This is a genomic window from Halioglobus sp. HI00S01, assembly GCF_001635445.1.
Classification (GTDB): Bacteria; Pseudomonadota; Gammaproteobacteria; order Pseudomonadales; family Halieaceae; genus Halioglobus; species Halioglobus japonicus.
In genome coordinates this window covers 106,249-120,675 of the sequence record NZ_LWEE01000015.1, presented here as the reverse complement: position 1 = coordinate 120,675, position 14,427 = coordinate 106,249, and the positions used below count along the sequence as shown (strand labels likewise).

19 protein-coding genes are annotated in these 14,427 nt (G+C 59.2%); all 19 read left to right on the top strand.

Annotated elements, in window-relative coordinates; translation table 11 throughout:
- The first annotated feature begins 7 nt into the window (after positions 1 to 7).
- The 19 genes from iscU (at position 8) to A3709_RS03510 (ending at position 14,416) form a co-directional block, all read left to right on the top strand.
- Positions 8 to 394, top strand: a complete 387-nt coding sequence (gene iscU / locus A3709_RS03600; RefSeq protein WP_066050202.1) for a Fe-S cluster assembly scaffold IscU — start codon at positions 8 to 10, stop codon at positions 392 to 394.
- The gene (gene iscA / locus A3709_RS03595) at positions 394 to 717 is read left to right on the top strand and encodes an iron-sulfur cluster assembly protein IscA (RefSeq protein WP_066050199.1); all 324 of its coding nucleotides are present in this window, start codon (positions 394 to 396) and stop codon (positions 715 to 717) included. The genes iscU and iscA overlap by 1 nt, the downstream gene beginning before the upstream one ends.
- Before the next feature lie 33 nt (positions 718 to 750).
- Positions 751 to 1,290 (top strand): Fe-S protein assembly co-chaperone HscB, encoded by a 540-nt coding sequence (gene hscB / locus A3709_RS03590; protein ID WP_066050196.1) that lies wholly within the window; start codon positions 751 to 753, stop codon positions 1,288 to 1,290.
- A complete protein-coding gene (hscA, locus tag A3709_RS03585) occupies positions 1,291 to 3,168 on the top strand; it encodes a Fe-S protein assembly chaperone HscA (RefSeq protein WP_066050190.1) in 1,878 nt (625 codons plus the stop codon). It begins immediately after the preceding gene.
- Positions 3,165 to 3,503 carry an ISC system 2Fe-2S type ferredoxin gene (gene fdx, locus A3709_RS03580; protein WP_066050187.1) on the top strand — a complete coding sequence of 113 codons (339 nt, stop codon included), beginning with the start codon at positions 3,165 to 3,167 and terminating at the stop codon, positions 3,501 to 3,503. Before hscA ends, fdx begins: the two co-directional genes overlap by 4 nt.
- A gap of 10 nt (positions 3,504 to 3,513) precedes the next feature.
- On the top strand, positions 3,514 to 3,708 hold the full coding sequence (gene iscX / locus A3709_RS03575) for a Fe-S cluster assembly protein IscX (protein ID WP_066050184.1): 195 nt from the start codon (positions 3,514 to 3,516) through the stop codon (positions 3,706 to 3,708).
- Between the two features lie 266 nt (positions 3,709 to 3,974).
- On the top strand, positions 3,975 to 4,400 hold the full coding sequence (gene ndk / locus A3709_RS03570; RefSeq protein ID WP_066050181.1) for a nucleoside-diphosphate kinase: 426 nt from the start codon (positions 3,975 to 3,977) through the stop codon (positions 4,398 to 4,400).
- A 12-nt stretch (positions 4,401 to 4,412) separates the two neighbouring features.
- The gene (gene rlmN / locus A3709_RS03565) at positions 4,413 to 5,579 is read left to right on the top strand and encodes a 23S rRNA (adenine(2503)-C(2))-methyltransferase RlmN (RefSeq protein WP_066050178.1); all 1,167 of its coding nucleotides are present in this window, start codon (positions 4,413 to 4,415) and stop codon (positions 5,577 to 5,579) included.
- Between the two features lie 15 nt (positions 5,580 to 5,594).
- Positions 5,595 to 6,362 (top strand): type IV pilus biogenesis/stability protein PilW, encoded by a 768-nt coding sequence (gene pilW / locus A3709_RS03560; protein WP_156507567.1) that lies wholly within the window; start codon positions 5,595 to 5,597, stop codon positions 6,360 to 6,362.
- Positions 6,363 to 6,364: 2 nt separating this feature from the next.
- The gene (locus tag A3709_RS03555) at positions 6,365 to 6,757 is read left to right on the top strand and encodes a RodZ family helix-turn-helix domain-containing protein (protein WP_066050172.1); all 393 of its coding nucleotides are present in this window, start codon (positions 6,365 to 6,367) and stop codon (positions 6,755 to 6,757) included.
- Positions 6,758 to 6,759: 2 nt separating this feature from the next.
- Positions 6,760 to 7,890, top strand: a complete 1,131-nt coding sequence (gene ispG, locus A3709_RS03550; RefSeq protein WP_066050170.1) for a flavodoxin-dependent (E)-4-hydroxy-3-methylbut-2-enyl-diphosphate synthase — start codon at positions 6,760 to 6,762, stop codon at positions 7,888 to 7,890.
- A 19-nt stretch (positions 7,891 to 7,909) separates the two neighbouring features.
- Positions 7,910 to 9,196, top strand: coding sequence for a histidine--tRNA ligase (hisS, locus tag A3709_RS03545; protein ID WP_082849866.1), 1,287 nt, complete (start codon positions 7,910 to 7,912; stop codon positions 9,194 to 9,196).
- 25 nt (positions 9,197 to 9,221) lie between these two features.
- The gene (locus tag A3709_RS03540) at positions 9,222 to 10,001 is read left to right on the top strand and encodes a tetratricopeptide repeat protein (RefSeq protein WP_066050165.1); all 780 of its coding nucleotides are present in this window, start codon (positions 9,222 to 9,224) and stop codon (positions 9,999 to 10,001) included.
- Between the two features lie 4 nt (positions 10,002 to 10,005).
- The gene (bamB, locus tag A3709_RS03535) at positions 10,006 to 11,181 is read left to right on the top strand and encodes an outer membrane protein assembly factor BamB (RefSeq protein WP_066050162.1); all 1,176 of its coding nucleotides are present in this window, start codon (positions 10,006 to 10,008) and stop codon (positions 11,179 to 11,181) included.
- Complete coding sequence (gene der / locus A3709_RS03530) at positions 11,181 to 12,599, top strand: ribosome biogenesis GTPase Der (RefSeq protein WP_066050159.1); 1,419 nt, start codon at positions 11,181 to 11,183, stop codon at positions 12,597 to 12,599. Before bamB ends, der begins: the two co-directional genes overlap by 1 nt.
- A gap of 9 nt (positions 12,600 to 12,608) precedes the next feature.
- Positions 12,609 to 12,977 carry a group III truncated hemoglobin gene (locus A3709_RS03525; protein WP_231871093.1) on the top strand — a complete coding sequence of 123 codons (369 nt, stop codon included), beginning with the start codon at positions 12,609 to 12,611 and terminating at the stop codon, positions 12,975 to 12,977.
- Positions 12,978 to 13,101: 124 nt separating this feature from the next.
- Entirely contained in the window at positions 13,102 to 13,299 is a 198-nt protein-coding gene (locus tag A3709_RS03520; RefSeq protein ID WP_066050153.1) for a hypothetical protein, read from the top strand.
- A gap of 10 nt (positions 13,300 to 13,309) precedes the next feature.
- On the top strand, positions 13,310 to 13,591 hold the full coding sequence (locus A3709_RS03515) for a hypothetical protein (RefSeq protein WP_066050150.1): 282 nt from the start codon (positions 13,310 to 13,312) through the stop codon (positions 13,589 to 13,591).
- 15 nt (positions 13,592 to 13,606) lie between these two features.
- Positions 13,607 to 14,416 carry a GIN domain-containing protein gene (locus A3709_RS03510; protein WP_066050147.1) on the top strand — a complete coding sequence of 270 codons (810 nt, stop codon included), beginning with the start codon at positions 13,607 to 13,609 and terminating at the stop codon, positions 14,414 to 14,416.
- Positions 14,417 to 14,427: the final 11 nt, after the last annotated feature.

The following is a 14,427-nucleotide window of genomic DNA, read 5'->3' as shown; positions in this document are numbered from 1 at the left end:
AACCATCATGGCATATAGCGACAAAGTACTGGATCACTACGAGAATCCCCGCAATGTCGGCAAGCTGGACGCAAGCGACGAAAGCGTTGGCACCGGCATGGTTGGCGCTCCGGCCTGCGGCGACGTCATGCGCCTGCAGATCAAGGTAGACGACAACGGTGTGATCGAAGACGCCAAGTTCAAAACCTACGGCTGTGGCAGCGCCATCGCCTCCAGCTCGCTGCTCACTGAGTGGGTGAAGGGCAAGAACCTGGATGAAGCCGAGCAGATCAAGAACACCGAGATCGCTGAAGAACTGGCCCTGCCGCCCGTGAAGATCCACTGCAGCGTACTCGCTGAAGATGCGATCAAGGCAGCCGTTAAGGACCTGCGCGAAAAGCGGGGTGACAGCTAATGGGTGTTTCTGTCACTGCCTCCGCTGCTGAGCATATTGCTGCGCAGCTCGATGGTCGCGGCCGAGGCCTCGGTATTCGCCTGGGAGTGACGACATCCGGCTGTTCCGGCATGGCCTACGTGCTGGAGTTTGTCGATGAGCAGGCACCGGAAGACGAGGTGTTTGAAGATCATGGCGTCAAGGTGTTTATCGACCCCAAGAGCCTGACTTACCTCGAGGGTACCGAGCTGGACTTCGTCAAAGAGGGTCTCAATGAGGGCCTGCAGTTCAAGAACCCGAATGTCTCCGCCGAGTGCGGCTGCGGCGAGAGCTTTACCGTATAATCCGTCACCCCGATCCGATCAGGCCGAGGTGGTATGAGCTCTCCCGACTTTTCTCAGAATTATTTCCAGCTGTTTGAACTGCCTTTGCAGTTCGAGCTGGATACGTCTGCGCTGGGTACTCGCTACCGGCAGTTGCAGCAGGAGCTGCACCCGGATCGCTTTGCGACCGCCGGCGAGCACGAACAGCGTGTTGCCGTGCAGTACTCCGCCTTTGTCAACGAGGCGCACGCCGCGTTGAAAGCGCCGCTGCCCCGGGCGCTATATCTGCTCGAGCTCGCCGGTATGAGCCAGGAGCAGGTGAGCCGCCAGCAGGTTGACGGCGGATTTTTGATGGAGCAGATGGAGCTGCGCGAAAAGCTTGAATCCATGCACGATCTGGTGGATCCCGACACTGTGCTCGATCATCTGCTGGAAGAGATTGCGGGCGACATCAAAATGCACCGGGCGGAATTCAAAGCCGCCTATGAACAATCAGATCTGCCGGCCGCCGCCAGTGCCTGCGTGAAGATGCAGTATCTCGAGAAGCTGCAGCTTGAGGCCGAGCAGATCGAAGCCGACTTAATGGATAGTTAAATGGCGCTGTTACAGATAGCAGAACCCGGCCAGTCGCCGGTACCGCACCAGACTCGGCGCGCTGTCGGCATCGACCTGGGGACTACCAATTCGCTGGTCGCAACCGTGCGCGGTGGTCGCGCTGAAGCCCTGCCTGATCACGATGGCGCCGTTATGCTGCCGTCGGTGGTGAACTATTCATCCGCGCTGCCCGTGGTGGGTGTGCCTGCCCAGGCGCTGGCCAGCGCGCATCCGGCGGATACACTGGTGTCGGTAAAGCGTTTTATGGGGCGCGGGCGCGATGAAGCGCAGGCGGATGCCGAGCGCTCCCATTACCAGCTGGCTGAGAGCGATGAAGGCATGGTGCGCTTAGTCACGACCGCCGGTGAAATTTCACCCGTACAGGCCTCCTCCGAAATACTGAATTCCCTGCGTCTGCGCGCCGAGGAAACACTCGGTGGCACCATTGAAGGCGCCGTGATTACCGTCCCTGCCTACTTTGATGAGCCCCAGCGTCAGGCGACCAAAGACGCGGCCACGCTGGCCGGCCTGCCCGTATTGCGCCTGCTCAACGAACCTACTGCGGCGGCGGTGGCCTATGGCCTCGACTCTCAGGAAGAGGGCGTTATTGCCGTTTACGACCTCGGCGGCGGCACCTTTGATATTTCCATTCTGCGCCTGCATCGCGGCGTATTCGAAGTACTGGCCACCGGCGGCGATACCGCCCTCGGCGGCGATGATTTCGATGCGGCTATCGCCGGGTGGGCGCTGGAGCAGGCCGGTATCGAGACGATTGAGGCGGGTCAACATCGCGCGCTGTTCAGTCTGTCACGCGCGGCCAAGGAGCAGCTTTCCGAGCGTGAATCCGTTGAATTGGCGCTCGCAGATATTGTGCCGGGTGCCCCGACACTGACCCTGGATCGCACCGCGTTTGAGGCCCTGATCCAACCCCTGGTAAAGCGCACGCTGCGCGCGTGTCGCCGCTGCCTGCGCGATGCCGAGGTTGATGAGGTTGCCAATGTCGTCATGGTGGGGGGGGCTACCCGTGTACCCATGGTGCGCGAAGCGGTCGGTGAGTTCTTTACCCGTGAACCGCTGATCGATATCGATCCCGACAAGGTCGTGGCTGTTGGCGCTGCGATTCAGGCGGACATTCTCGCCGGCAATCGCCCCGAGGGTGACCTGTTGTTGCTGGATGTTCTGCCGCTGTCGCTGGGCTTGGAGACCATGGGTGGCCTGGTAGAAAAGATCATTCCGCGCAATACCACGATCCCGGTGACCCGCGCCCAGGATTTCACCACTTACAAGGATGGCCAGACCGCCCTGGCCGTGCACATTGTGCAGGGCGAGCGGGAAATGGTCGCCGATTCGCGCTCACTGGCGCGCTTTGAGTTGCGCGGCATTCCGCCCATGGTGGCCGGTGCGGCCCGTATCCGGGTGACCTTCCAGGTGGATGCCGACGGCCTGCTCAATGTCTCTGCCCGGGAGGAAACCACCGGTGTGCAGAGCAGCGTTACCGTGAAGCCGTCCTTCGGCCTCAGCGACGAGCAAATTACCGATATGCTGCAATCGTCCTTTACCAATGCCGCCGACGACAAGAACGCCCGGCAGCTGGCCGAGCAGCGTCTCGATGCCCAGCAGTTGCTGGAAGGTTTGGAAGTCGCTATCGCCGCAGACGCTGCCGAACTATTGAATGAAGCGGAATGCCGGGCACTGCACGAGCGTATGGACGCGCTGCGAGAGCAGGTAGCTGGCACCGATGTCGCCGAAATTCGAAAACTGACAGAAGAACTGGGTCGGGCCAGCGAAGCCTTTGCTGCCCGTCGTATGGACAAGAGCATTAAACAGGCCCTGGCGGGAGTCAGCCTGGAAGAGCTCGACGAGGAGGAATCGTCATGACCCGCATTGTGGTCCTGCCCCATGAGAACCTATGCCCTGAGGGCGCCGTGCTCGAAGCTGAGCCCGGCGAGAGCGTATGCCGGGCGCTGTTGCGCAACGATATCGAGATTGAGCATGCCTGTGAGATGTCCTGCGCCTGCACAACCTGCCATGTCGTTGTGCGTGAGGGCTATGACTCAATGGAGGAACCGGATGAGCTCGAGGACGACTACCTCGACAAGGCCTGGGGCCTGGAGCCGGATTCGCGCTTGTCCTGCCAGGCGATTGTGGCCGATGAAGACCTCGTGGTAGAAATCCCCAAGTACACCATTAACATGGTGTCAGAGCGTCACTGAGGTAGCCGCCATGCGCTGGACTGACATTACCGATATAGCCATCGAGCTCACCGAGGCTCACCCGGATGTAGACCCCCTGGCGCTCAACTTCGTCGACCTGCGCAACTGGGTGGTTGCCCTGCCCGGTTTCGACGACGACCCGGGCCGCTGTGGCGAGAAAATCCTCGAGGCCATTCAGGCCGCCTGGATCGAAGAAATGGACTGATATCCCGGTCCGTGAGAGGGGGCGTAAGGGTTTTTCCCGGGGAAAAACACAAGCGTCCCCTTTTTTATTCCATGTGCATTTTGTTGCTTTTCATAAGCGGCTGATTATAAAGGTCTTTTTCAGGCCGCAATTGGCCCCGGCAGGGTGAAACCTCACCCTGAAACCCGTATAATTGCGCGGTTTTAACCGCACCTGCCTGCAGCGGGGCCCACAAGGCTCTCCGCCGGGCGGGTGTTTATCTTTGAAATACTCATTTGGAGACCCCCATGGCTGTAGAACGCACCCTGTCCATCGTCAAGCCCGACGCCGTAGGCAAGAACATCATTGGCAAAATTTACTCCCGTTTCGAAAGCAACGGCCTGCAGATTGTTGCAGCAAAGATGCTGCAGCTGGACGACGTGGTTGCCGGCGGTTTTTACGCTGAGCACCGTGAGCGCCCCTTCTTCAAGGACCTGGTTGAGTTCATGACTTCCGGCCCTGTGGTTGTACAGGTATTGGAAGGTGAAAACGCCATCGCCAAGAACCGCGAACTGATGGGTGCGACTAACCCGCAGGAAGCCGACGAAGGCACTATCCGCGCTGACTTCGCGTCCAGCATCGACGCCAACGCGGTACACGGTTCTGACTCCCCTGAGTCTGCTGCTCGTGAAATCGCCTACTTCTTCGCTGCCAGCGAGATCTGCGCACGCTAAGAGGACGAATCAGTGACGTCGGTGATTGCCAGTTCAGCAGATCAGCAACAGCAGGTTGAGAAAACCAACCTGCTGGGCCTGACCCTGCCTGCCATGGAAGCGTTTTTCCTCGAGATCGGGGAGAAGAAGTTTCGCGCGGTGCAGGTGCTGAAGTGGATTCACCACCACGGCGTCACGGATTTCGAACAAATGACGAACCTGGGCAAGGCCCTGCGCGAGAAGCTCGCCCGCCGCGCCGAGATTCGTCCCCCCGAAATTGTCAGCCAGCACGACTCCAACGACGGTACGCGCAAGTGGGCCATTCGGGTCGATGGTGGCGGCCTGGTTGAGACCGTCCTCATTCCCGACGGCAACCGGGCCACCCTGTGTGTTTCCTCACAGGTGGGCTGCAGCCTGGACTGCAGCTTCTGCTCCACTGGCAAACAGGGTTTCCAGCGCGATCTGAGCGCCGCGGAAATCATCGGCCAGGTGTGGTTGGCCATCAAATCCTATGACGCTTTCCAGCAGAGCAACAGTCGGGTGGTCACTAACGTCGTCATGATGGGTATGGGTGAGCCGCTGCTGAACTTCGACAACGTGGTGGCGGCCATGGACCTGATGATGGAAGACAATGCCTACGGTATTTCCAAGCGTCGGGTAACCCTGAGCACCTCTGGCGTAGTGCCAGCCCTGGATGCGCTGGCGAAGGTCTCCGAGGCCTCACTGGCGGTCTCCCTGCACGCGCCTAACGATGCGCTGCGCAATGAACTGGTGCCGATTAATCGCAAGTACCCCATCTCGGTACTGCTGGAAAGCTGCCGCAACTACATCGATGCCCAGAGCGACAAGAAGCGCGTGGTCACGGTGGAGTACACCCTCATCGCCGGCGTTAATGACCAGCGCGAGCACGCCCTGGAGCTGGCGGAATTGCTCAAGGATTTCCCCTGCAAGATCAACCTGATCCCATTCAATACCTTCGATCAGTCGGATTATCAGCGCCCCAGCGGCAATGCCGTGTCACGTTTCTGGCAAGTACTGGTAGATGCAGGATATATTGTCACTGTGCGCACCACCCGCGGTGACGATATCGACGCCGCCTGTGGCCAGTTGGTAGGCCAGGTGGTGGATCGCACCCGCCGCGCCGAGCGCTATCGTCAGGCTGCGGACCAGAATAACGAACAGGCAACGGGGCAGAGTTAAGTGACCATAGGGGTGATGAAAATAACAGCGTTCAGGATGATCGCCGCGGCGGCCACTGCGATGTTGCTGGCCGGCTGTGTCTCAACCAAAGAGACCGTGTTTACCGAGAAGGCCGATCCTGAAAAAGCCCTGGAATATCGGGTTGAGCTGGCGCGTAAGTATATCGGCGAAGGCGACTGGGACAATGCCAAACGCAACCTGCGCCTGGCCAGTGAAATAGACCCCAAGAACGCCGAGGTGCACGAGGCCTTTGCACTGGTGTACCAGAGCACCGGCGAATTTGAGCTGGCGGAAGACAGCTACCAGACCGCGCTGCGGCTGGACAAGAATTTCTCCCGGGCCAGAAATAATTACGCGGCCTACCTCTACTCGCAGGGCCGTTACAAGGACGCCCAGCGCGAGCTGGAAATCGTGGTACAGGACACTCTGTACCCGGGGCGCCCCCGCGCCTTCGTAAACCTGGGTTTGTGCCGGGTGCAGAACTTTGAGCCCCAGGGTGCTGAAGAGGCTTTCCGCCGGGCCCTTACCATGGATCGCACCAACAGCATTGCGCTGCTGGAGCTGGCGCAGCTGCGCTATGACGCTGCCGACTTCACTACCGCCGGTCAGTACTATGACACCTACCGCACCGTGACCCGTCAGCAATCTGCGCGGGGTTTGTGGCTGGGTATTCGCCTCGCGCGCCAGCAGGGTGACCTCAATGCCGAGGGTAGCTATGCACTGGCGCTGGAAAACCTGTATCCGACGTCGGCGGAATACGAGGCCTATAAGCGGACTCTGTAATCGTGACCAGTGACATAACCGCACAGGCAGAAATTTTTGTAACCCCGGGCAGCATGTTGCGCACCGCGCGCATCAGCCAGGGGCTGGGCGAACGGGAAGTGGCCGACCGCCTCAACCTGATGCCCAATTATGTGGACATCCTTGAGCGCGATGCCTACGACGAGTTGCGCAGCCCGGCTTTTGCCCGCGGCTATGTGCGCAGCTATGGTCAGCTGGTAGGCATGGACGAAGACGCATTGCTCAAGGCCTTTGACGAATACCGTCAGGGCCAGGGAGCCAGGAAGAAACGGGTCGAAACCAAGGCCCTGCAGTTGCAGAGCACCGGGCTGGGTGTGGTCATCGGACTGGCCACGCTGTTGTTACTCACTGCCGGCTTGTGGTTCTGGCGAGGTTAAGCATGAATACAGAATCTCCAATCAAGCGTCGCGAGTCGCGCAAGATCTGGGTGGGCGATGTGCCCGTCGGCGGCGATGCACCGATCAGCGTGCAGAGCATGACCAATACCGAGACCTGTGACGTGGCGGCCACCGTGGCTCAGGTACAGGCGATTGCCGAAGCGGGCGCAGACATTGTGCGCGTATCGGTACCGAGCATGGATGCCGCCGAGGCCTTTCGTGAAATTCGCCAGCAGGTGAGTGTGCCGCTGGTGGCAGACATTCACTTCGATCACAAAATCGCCCTCAAAGTGGCGGAGTACGGTGTGGATTGCCTGCGCATCAACCCGGGCAATATCGGCCGCGACGACAAAGTGCGCGAAGTGATCAGCTGTGCCAAGGACAAGAACATTCCCATTCGTATTGGCGTGAATGCTGGATCCCTCGGCAAAGAGTTGCAGCGCAAGTACGGTGAACCCACGCCCGCGGCGCTGGTCGAATCCGCGATGCACCATGTCGATATTCTCGACAAACACGATTTCCATGACTTCAAGGTGTCAGTGAAAGCCTCTGAAGTCTTTATGGCCGTGGAGGCCTACCGGCTGCTGGCCAAGGAAATTGATCAGCCGTTGCACCTGGGTATTACCGAGGCGGGCGGCCTGCGCGGCGGTACCGTTAAGTCGGCAGTGGGCCTGGGCATGCTGCTCATGGACGGCATTGGCGACACCATTCGCATTTCCCTGGCGGCTGACCCGGTTGAGGAAGTGAAAGTGGGCTTTGAGATTCTCAAGAGCCTCAAGTTGCGCACCAACGGCATTAACTTTATTGCCTGTCCCAGCTGTTCGCGCCAGAACTTCGATGTGATTGGCACCATGAATGCTTTGGAGCAGCGCCTGGAAGATATTCGCACGCCAATGGATGTGGCTGTTATCGGTTGCATTGTGAATGGCCCGGGTGAAGCCCGCGAGGCGGATGTCGGTATGACGGGCGCCACGCCCAGCAACCTGATTTATGTGGATGGCGAGCCCGACCACAAAGTCAGCAATGAAGAATTTGTCGATCACCTGGAGAAGGTGATCAGGGACAAGGCCGCGGAGCTGGATGCAGCGCGCGCAGAGCAAGAGGACAAACTCATCCTCAAGAGCTCGGCCTAACCCGTTTCAAGGAGTAAATGTGAGCACGATTAGAGCCATCCGTGGGATGAACGACATCCTCCCGGATGAGAGCCCCCACTGGCAGCACGTAGAATCCGTGGTGCGTCGCCTGATGACAGGTTACGGCTACAGCGAAATCCGCATGCCTGTCGTGGAGCAGACTGACCTGTTCAAGCGCGGTGTGGGCGAGGTAACCGATATCGTCGAGAAGGAGATGTATACCTTTCTCGATCGCAGTGATGACAGCCTGACCCTGCGCCCAGAGGGCACTGCAGGTTGTGTGCGCGCCGCCATTCAGCACGGCCTGCTGAATATGGCTCAGCGGCTCTGGTATGCCGGCCCCATGTTCCGCTACGAGCGGCCCCAGAAGGGACGCCAGCGCCAATTCCACCAGTTTGGTGCCGAGGCCTTTGGCATTGCCAGCCCGGATATGGACGCGGAGATGATTCTGCTGACGGCGCGCCTGTGGCGTCAGCTGGGTGTGGCCGAGCATGTGCAGCTGCAGTTGAATTCGATTGGCGGCGCCGAGGCGCGGCAAGCTTATAGAGACGCGTTGGTGGTATACCTGCGCGAGCGTTTTGATGAGCTTGACGAAGACAGCCAGCGCCGCCTCGACAGCAACCCGCTGCGCATTCTCGACAGCAAAAATCCTCAGACCCAGGCGCTGCTGGATGACGCTCCGGAGCTTGCTAACTATCTGGATGAGGAATCCCGTGCCGATTTTGCGCGCCTGTGCGAACTCCTCGACGCAGCGGGGGTAGCCTACGCGGTGAACCAGCGCCTGGTGCGTGGCCTCGATTACTACAACAAGACTGTGTTCGAGTGGGTGACCGACCAGCTCGGCTCCCAGGGCACCGTATGTGGCGGTGGCCGCTATGATGGACTGGTGGAGCAGCTCGGCGGCAATCCTGTGCCCGGTGTCGGCTTTGCTATGGGTGTTGAGCGCCTGGTACTGCTGCTGGAGGCCTGTGGCACGTTGCCCGCGGCCCCTGCCCAGGCCGATGTGTACGTGGTGAGCTTTGGTGACGACGCCCAGCGTCAGGCTATTGCGACCACCGAAACCCTGCGCGATGCCGTACCCCAGCTGAACATTGTGCAGCACAACGGCGGTGGCAGTTTTAAAAGCCAGATGAAGAAGGCCGACAAATCCGGCGCGCGCCTGGCCCTGATCTGGGGCGAAGATGAGGTGGCTGCAGGTACGGTCAGCCTCAAGGCGCTGCGCGCAGACGATAAAGAACGTATCCCCCAGCAGGCATTGCCGCTGGGTGAATTGGAACAGACTCTGCAAGCATTGCTCGCAGAATAAGACCGGTGGAAAGGAAGTAACAGAAGTGGAACAGTACCGCACAGAAGAAGAACAGGTTGAAGCACTGAAGAAGTGGTGGGACGAAAATGGTCGCGGCCTGATTGTGGCCGTGATTGTAGCCCTGGGCGTCGGCTTTGGCTGGCAGGGCTGGCAGAAGTACACCGCCGATGAAGCCGCCGCGGCGTCGGAACGCTACCAGGCGCTGCTGCAGCAACTGGCGCAGATCACTGACAGTGGTGATCAGCAGGAGGCCATTAATATGGCCCGTGAAATTAAGACTGAACACAGCCGTAGCACCTATGCGGAATTCGCTGGCCTGCACCTGGCCCGTCTGGCCGCTGAGCGCGGTGACATGGCGGAAGCCGAAGCACAGCTGCGTTGGGTGCTGGGACGTGCGGATAACGGCAGTGAAGTGTATCTGCTGTCGCAACTGCGTCTGGCACGGGTGCTGGCCTCCAATGGCGATATCTCCCAGGCCAAACAAATTCTCAATGCGACCGAAGCAGGCCCCTACGAGGCCTCTTACGCGGTGGCACGCGGTGATATCGCGATGATGGAAAACGACGTGGAAGCGGCGCGCGCTGCCTACACCCTGGCCCTGGGCCTGGCGGCACAAAGCGGCGGCGGTGCAGTGAACCTGGGCCTGGTGCAGCAGAAGCTGCAAAGCCTGAGCCCGGTTGAGCCCCGCGAGCTCGCTGGCGCAGCGGCACCGGTTGCCAACGTCGATGAGCTGAGCAACACAGACACGGCCGCAGCCGATGCTGCGGACGAAATTACCACCGAAGCACCTGAGGCACAGGAGTAACGCCATGCAGACCAGGACACGTTGGCTCGCTGCCGTATTGATGTCAGTCGCCCTCAGTGGCTGCAGCACGGTGACCGGTTGGTTCGAAAGCGACGATGATGACCCTCGCGAGCCTGCCGAGCTGTTCGATATTGAGCAGTCCGTGAAGATCAAAAAGCTCTGGTCCGTGGGTGTGGGCAACGGTCAGGGGAAAGGCCTGTATAAGCTGCAGCCGGTGATCGACGGCGATACGATATACGCCGCCTCCGCCAACGGTGAGGTGAAGGCCATTTCCCGCGAACGCGGTAAGCAGGTGTGGAAGACCGACCTGGAGATGGCGCTGTCCGGTGGCGTCGGCGTATCTGGCGACGCATTGCTGTTGGGCAGTTCCGACGGTTCAGTCCTCAAGCTCGACGCCAGCAATGGCGACTTGTTGTGGTCCACCCGCCTGCAGGGCGAAGTGCTTGCACCGCCCCAGGGTAACGGCCGGGTTGTGGTCGCCCAGACCTACGACGGCAAGCTGCAGGGCCTGGATTTCGCCACGGGCGAGCGCCTGTGGACTTACGACAGTAACGTGCCGGTGCTGACGATTCGCGGCACCAGCACGCCGATTCTCTACAACAACACCGTGTATGCCGGCTTTGCCAACGGCCGGGTGCTCGCATTTGACGCCCAGACTGGCGCGATTGACTGGGAAGTGCGCGTAGCCATTTCCCAGGGCCGCTCCGAGATTGAACGCATTGTCGATGTAGACGGCACCATGGCGCTGGTGGGCAGTGAGCTGTACGCCGCCAGTTACCAGGGCCGGGTAGTGGCGATTGATGCCGCCTCCGGGCGCAAGATCTGGCAGAAAGACGTATCGTCCTTCTCCGGTGTGTCCCAGGGCTTTGGCAACGTCTATGTCACGGACGACGACGGGACCATGAGCGCCTACCTGCGCAACGGCCAGGGACTGCGCTGGCAGCAGGATGCGCTGTCGTTCCGCGAGCTGTCGCGACCTACGCCGGTCAGCAGCTATGTGGCGGTAACAGACTTTGAAGGTGTGCTGCACCTCGTGTCCCAGGTAGACGGTGAGTTTGTCGGCCGTACCAAGGTGGGCGGCGACGGCGCGCGCGCCGATATGCTCGCAGACGGTAATCTGCTATATGTGTATACCAATGACGGCAAGTTGATTGCCTATGAGGTGAGTGCGAAAAACTGATGATCCCGGTCATCGCCCTGGTAGGGCGCCCCAATGTCGGTAAGTCGACCCTGTTTAACCAGCTCACCCGGAGTCGGGACGCGCTGGTGGCTGACTTCCCCGGCCTTACCCGCGACCGCAAGTACGGCGAGGCCCGGATTGGTAATCAGCCCTTTGTGGTAATCGATACCGGCGGTATCAGTGGCGACGAAGAGGGCATTGATCATGAGATGGCCGAGCAGTCGATGGCCGCCATTGAAGAGGCCGATGTGGTGCTCTTTATGGTGGATGCCCGCGAGGGCCTGAACGCCGCAGACGACAGCCTGGCCCGCCACCTGCGCCAGCGCAACAAGCCCTTCCATCTGGTGGTTAACAAAATCGATGGCATTAACGAGGACGTCGCCACCAGCGACTTCTTCTCGTTAGGTATTACCTCGATGTACTCGATTGCGGCGAGCCACGGCCGTGGCGTGCGCCAGATGATCGAGGATGTACTGGCAGAATTTCCGCCGGAAGAGCCCCGCGAAGAAGACGAAGATTATTACAAGTCGATCCGGGTGGCCGTGGTTGGCCGTCCCAATGTGGGCAAGTCCACTCTGGTGAATCGCCTGCTCGGCGAGGATAGGGTTGTCGTGTATGACCAGCCCGGCACCACCCGCGACAGCATCTACATTGACTACCAGCGCAACGACAAAGACTACACCCTGATCGATACTGCTGGAGTCAGACGTCGCAAGAACGTAAAGCAGACCGTGGAGAAGTTCTCCATCGTCAAAACCCTGAAGGCGATTGACGACGCCCATGTGGTGATTCTGGTGATGGACGCCCACGAGGGGCTGGTCGAGCAGGATATGCACCTGCTGGGGCACTGTATCGAAAAGGGCCGTGGCCTCGTATTGGCCGTGAACAAGTGGGATGGTGTGGAGCCTGACCAGCGCGACTGGATCAAGACCGAGTTGTCCCGCCGCCTGGTGTTTGCCGAATACGCCGATACCCACTTTATCTCGGCGCTGCACGGCACCGGGGTGGGGCACCTGTACAAGTCAATTAATGCCGCGTTCGACTCGGCTACCCGCAAGCTCAACACCAATGCACTGACCCGCATTCTTGAAGACGCGGTGTTTGACCACAATCCCCCCATGATTAATGGCCGGCGGCCGAAGCTGCGCTATGCGCATGCCGGTGGCCAGAACCCGCCGCTGATTGTGATTCACGGTAACCAGACCGGCAAAGTACCTGCCAGCTACCAGCGCTACCTGGAAAAGATCTATCGTCGCGAACTGGACCTGGTGGGCACACCCGTGCGTATCGAGTTCCGCACCTCTGACAACCCCTACGCCGACAAGCGCAATAAACTGACCCAGCGTCAGGTTCAGCGCAAGCGGCGCTTGATGGCCCACGTCAAGAAGTCGGAAAAGAAGAAGAAAAAGAAGAAGTAGGTGCCGGCGGTGCCTGACCTCGATAGCCGAGCACAGGTAGAACAGTTTGTTGAACGGTTCTACGAGCGCATGCTCGCCGACGCTACCCTGGCCCCCATTTTCATCGATGTGGCGGCGATAGACCTTGATGTTCACCTTCCCCATATCAAGGATTACTGGTGCAAGCTGTTGCTGGGAGAGCGAGGCTACCAGCGTCACACCATGAATATCCATCGCCAGCTTCATGGCAAGCGCAGCCTCGAAGAGGCCGATTTTGCCCGCTGGCTGAGCCACTTCGAGGCCACCCTGGACGCCCATTTTGCCGGCCCCCAGACCGAAAAAGCCCGCCGAATTGCCGGTGCTATAGCAGCTAACATGGAGAAAGGGCTGGAGTTCTAGCCTTTTTGAACCTCTTAACTATCTGATATTTATGGGAAAATAAAATTTCTCCAGATAATTCCTTGCGATATACATAACTAGTGTTATAGTTGCGTATAACACCAATTCAGTGAGGTAGGGAAAAATGAGCATCAAACCACGGCAGCAGGTTATAGCCAGGAGCGACAAGCGGGGCATTGTGCACGCGGGTCTGTTCATCATCTGCGCCATGCTCAGTGCGCTCGGTATGGGCTTTACCGCCTTGTGGGCATTTTTGCCCGCGGCCGTATTGCTCGAAGTGTTGGGCAGGTTCAGCCCCGTGCGCCACGCCCGGCGCATGTAGGAGCGGCATCATGTGGCGTTATATTTCTGTTTTCTTCCTGATTGGCCTTGCAGTAGTGATTGTTCACTCGCAGGCTGGTCAGGTGGCACCGGCGCACGTGGCGCTGGTGCAGCTTCAGGATTGCCTGGAGCTGAATGCCGCCCAGCCAATGGCAGGGCAGGGTGAAGGATTGTCGTTCAATGCGCTGGGACGTGCGCTGATGATCGGCTGCCTGAGCATCCTTCTCTTCGTGCCCGCAGCACTGCTGGCCGAATATTTTTCTGACGGCAGTGATGATCACACTGCGGCCTGAATCAGGAGAGCAACAATGATCAAATATACGTTTATTCCCGCGTCTTTTTGTTTGGCCACATTGGCCGCAGCTGAATCCATGACCGTGGACGATGTTCACGCCGATTCGATACTGGTTGTGGGCAGCGTCGAAGTGGAAGTGTCGCAGGGCGATGCTTTCGAGCTGCAGGTGCGTGGCGACCGTGATGAACTTCAGCGCACGCCTTATTACATTAAGGGCAACACCCTGGTATTGGGCGCGGCCAGGCGCAATGACAACTACGACTACGGTTCCCTGCAATACAAAGTCACCATGCCCCGACTCGAAGAACTGGCACTGACAGGCAGCGGTGATGTTTTCATTAAGCCAATGGATGTGGATACTCTGGAGCTGAATGTGTCGGGCTCTGGCGACATCAAGGCCTTTTCGGTAGCCGCCGATGATGTCGAGCTCCGGCTCGATGGTTCCGGTGACCTGAAGGTGGCGAAACTGAATACGCCTACCCTCGAAGTAGTGGTGGCAGGGGCGGGCGATATCGCCATGGGTGAAGTAACCCTGGATGTTGTGCAAGCGGTGATTAGCGGCTCGGGTGACATCAAGATCAAGTCCTCCAATCAAGCGGCTTCCACCGTTGATATGAATATCATCGGGGGCGGCACCATCGATTTCAGCCCAGTCGATTTTGACTGGGCTGAAATCAATATTATTGGTTCGGGCGATGCCCGGCTGGGTGAGGTAAAAGCCATGGAGGTGAACATTATTGGCAGCGGCGACGTGCAGTACAGCGGCGAGCCGGAAATCGACAGCAACATCATTGGCTCTGGCGATCTGAATCGCCGCCGCTAATCGGGAATTCT

Coding starts and splice junctions, on each gene's coding strand:
- der (WP_066050159.1), top strand. CDS start 11,181: ATGATCCCGGTCATCGCCCTGGTAGGGCGCCCCAATGTCGGTAAGTCG.
- A3709_RS03520 (WP_066050153.1), top strand. CDS start 13,102: ATGAGCATCAAACCACGGCAGCAGGTTATAGCCAGGAGCGACAAGCGG.
- pilW (WP_156507567.1), top strand. CDS start 5,595: ATGAAAATAACAGCGTTCAGGATGATCGCCGCGGCGGCCACTGCGATG.
- A3709_RS03515 (WP_066050150.1), top strand. CDS start 13,310: ATGTGGCGTTATATTTCTGTTTTCTTCCTGATTGGCCTTGCAGTAGTG.
- ndk (WP_066050181.1), top strand. CDS start 3,975: ATGGCTGTAGAACGCACCCTGTCCATCGTCAAGCCCGACGCCGTAGGC.
- iscU (WP_066050202.1), top strand. CDS start 8: ATGGCATATAGCGACAAAGTACTGGATCACTACGAGAATCCCCGCAAT.
- bamB (WP_066050162.1), top strand. CDS start 10,006: ATGCAGACCAGGACACGTTGGCTCGCTGCCGTATTGATGTCAGTCGCC.
- fdx (WP_066050187.1), top strand. CDS start 3,165: ATGACCCGCATTGTGGTCCTGCCCCATGAGAACCTATGCCCTGAGGGC.
- ispG (WP_066050170.1), top strand. CDS start 6,760: ATGAATACAGAATCTCCAATCAAGCGTCGCGAGTCGCGCAAGATCTGG.
- iscX (WP_066050184.1), top strand. CDS start 3,514: ATGCGCTGGACTGACATTACCGATATAGCCATCGAGCTCACCGAGGCT.
- A3709_RS03510 (WP_066050147.1), top strand. CDS start 13,607: ATGATCAAATATACGTTTATTCCCGCGTCTTTTTGTTTGGCCACATTG.
- hscB (WP_066050196.1), top strand. CDS start 751: ATGAGCTCTCCCGACTTTTCTCAGAATTATTTCCAGCTGTTTGAACTG.
- hscA (WP_066050190.1), top strand. CDS start 1,291: ATGGCGCTGTTACAGATAGCAGAACCCGGCCAGTCGCCGGTACCGCAC.
- iscA (WP_066050199.1), top strand. CDS start 394: ATGGGTGTTTCTGTCACTGCCTCCGCTGCTGAGCATATTGCTGCGCAG.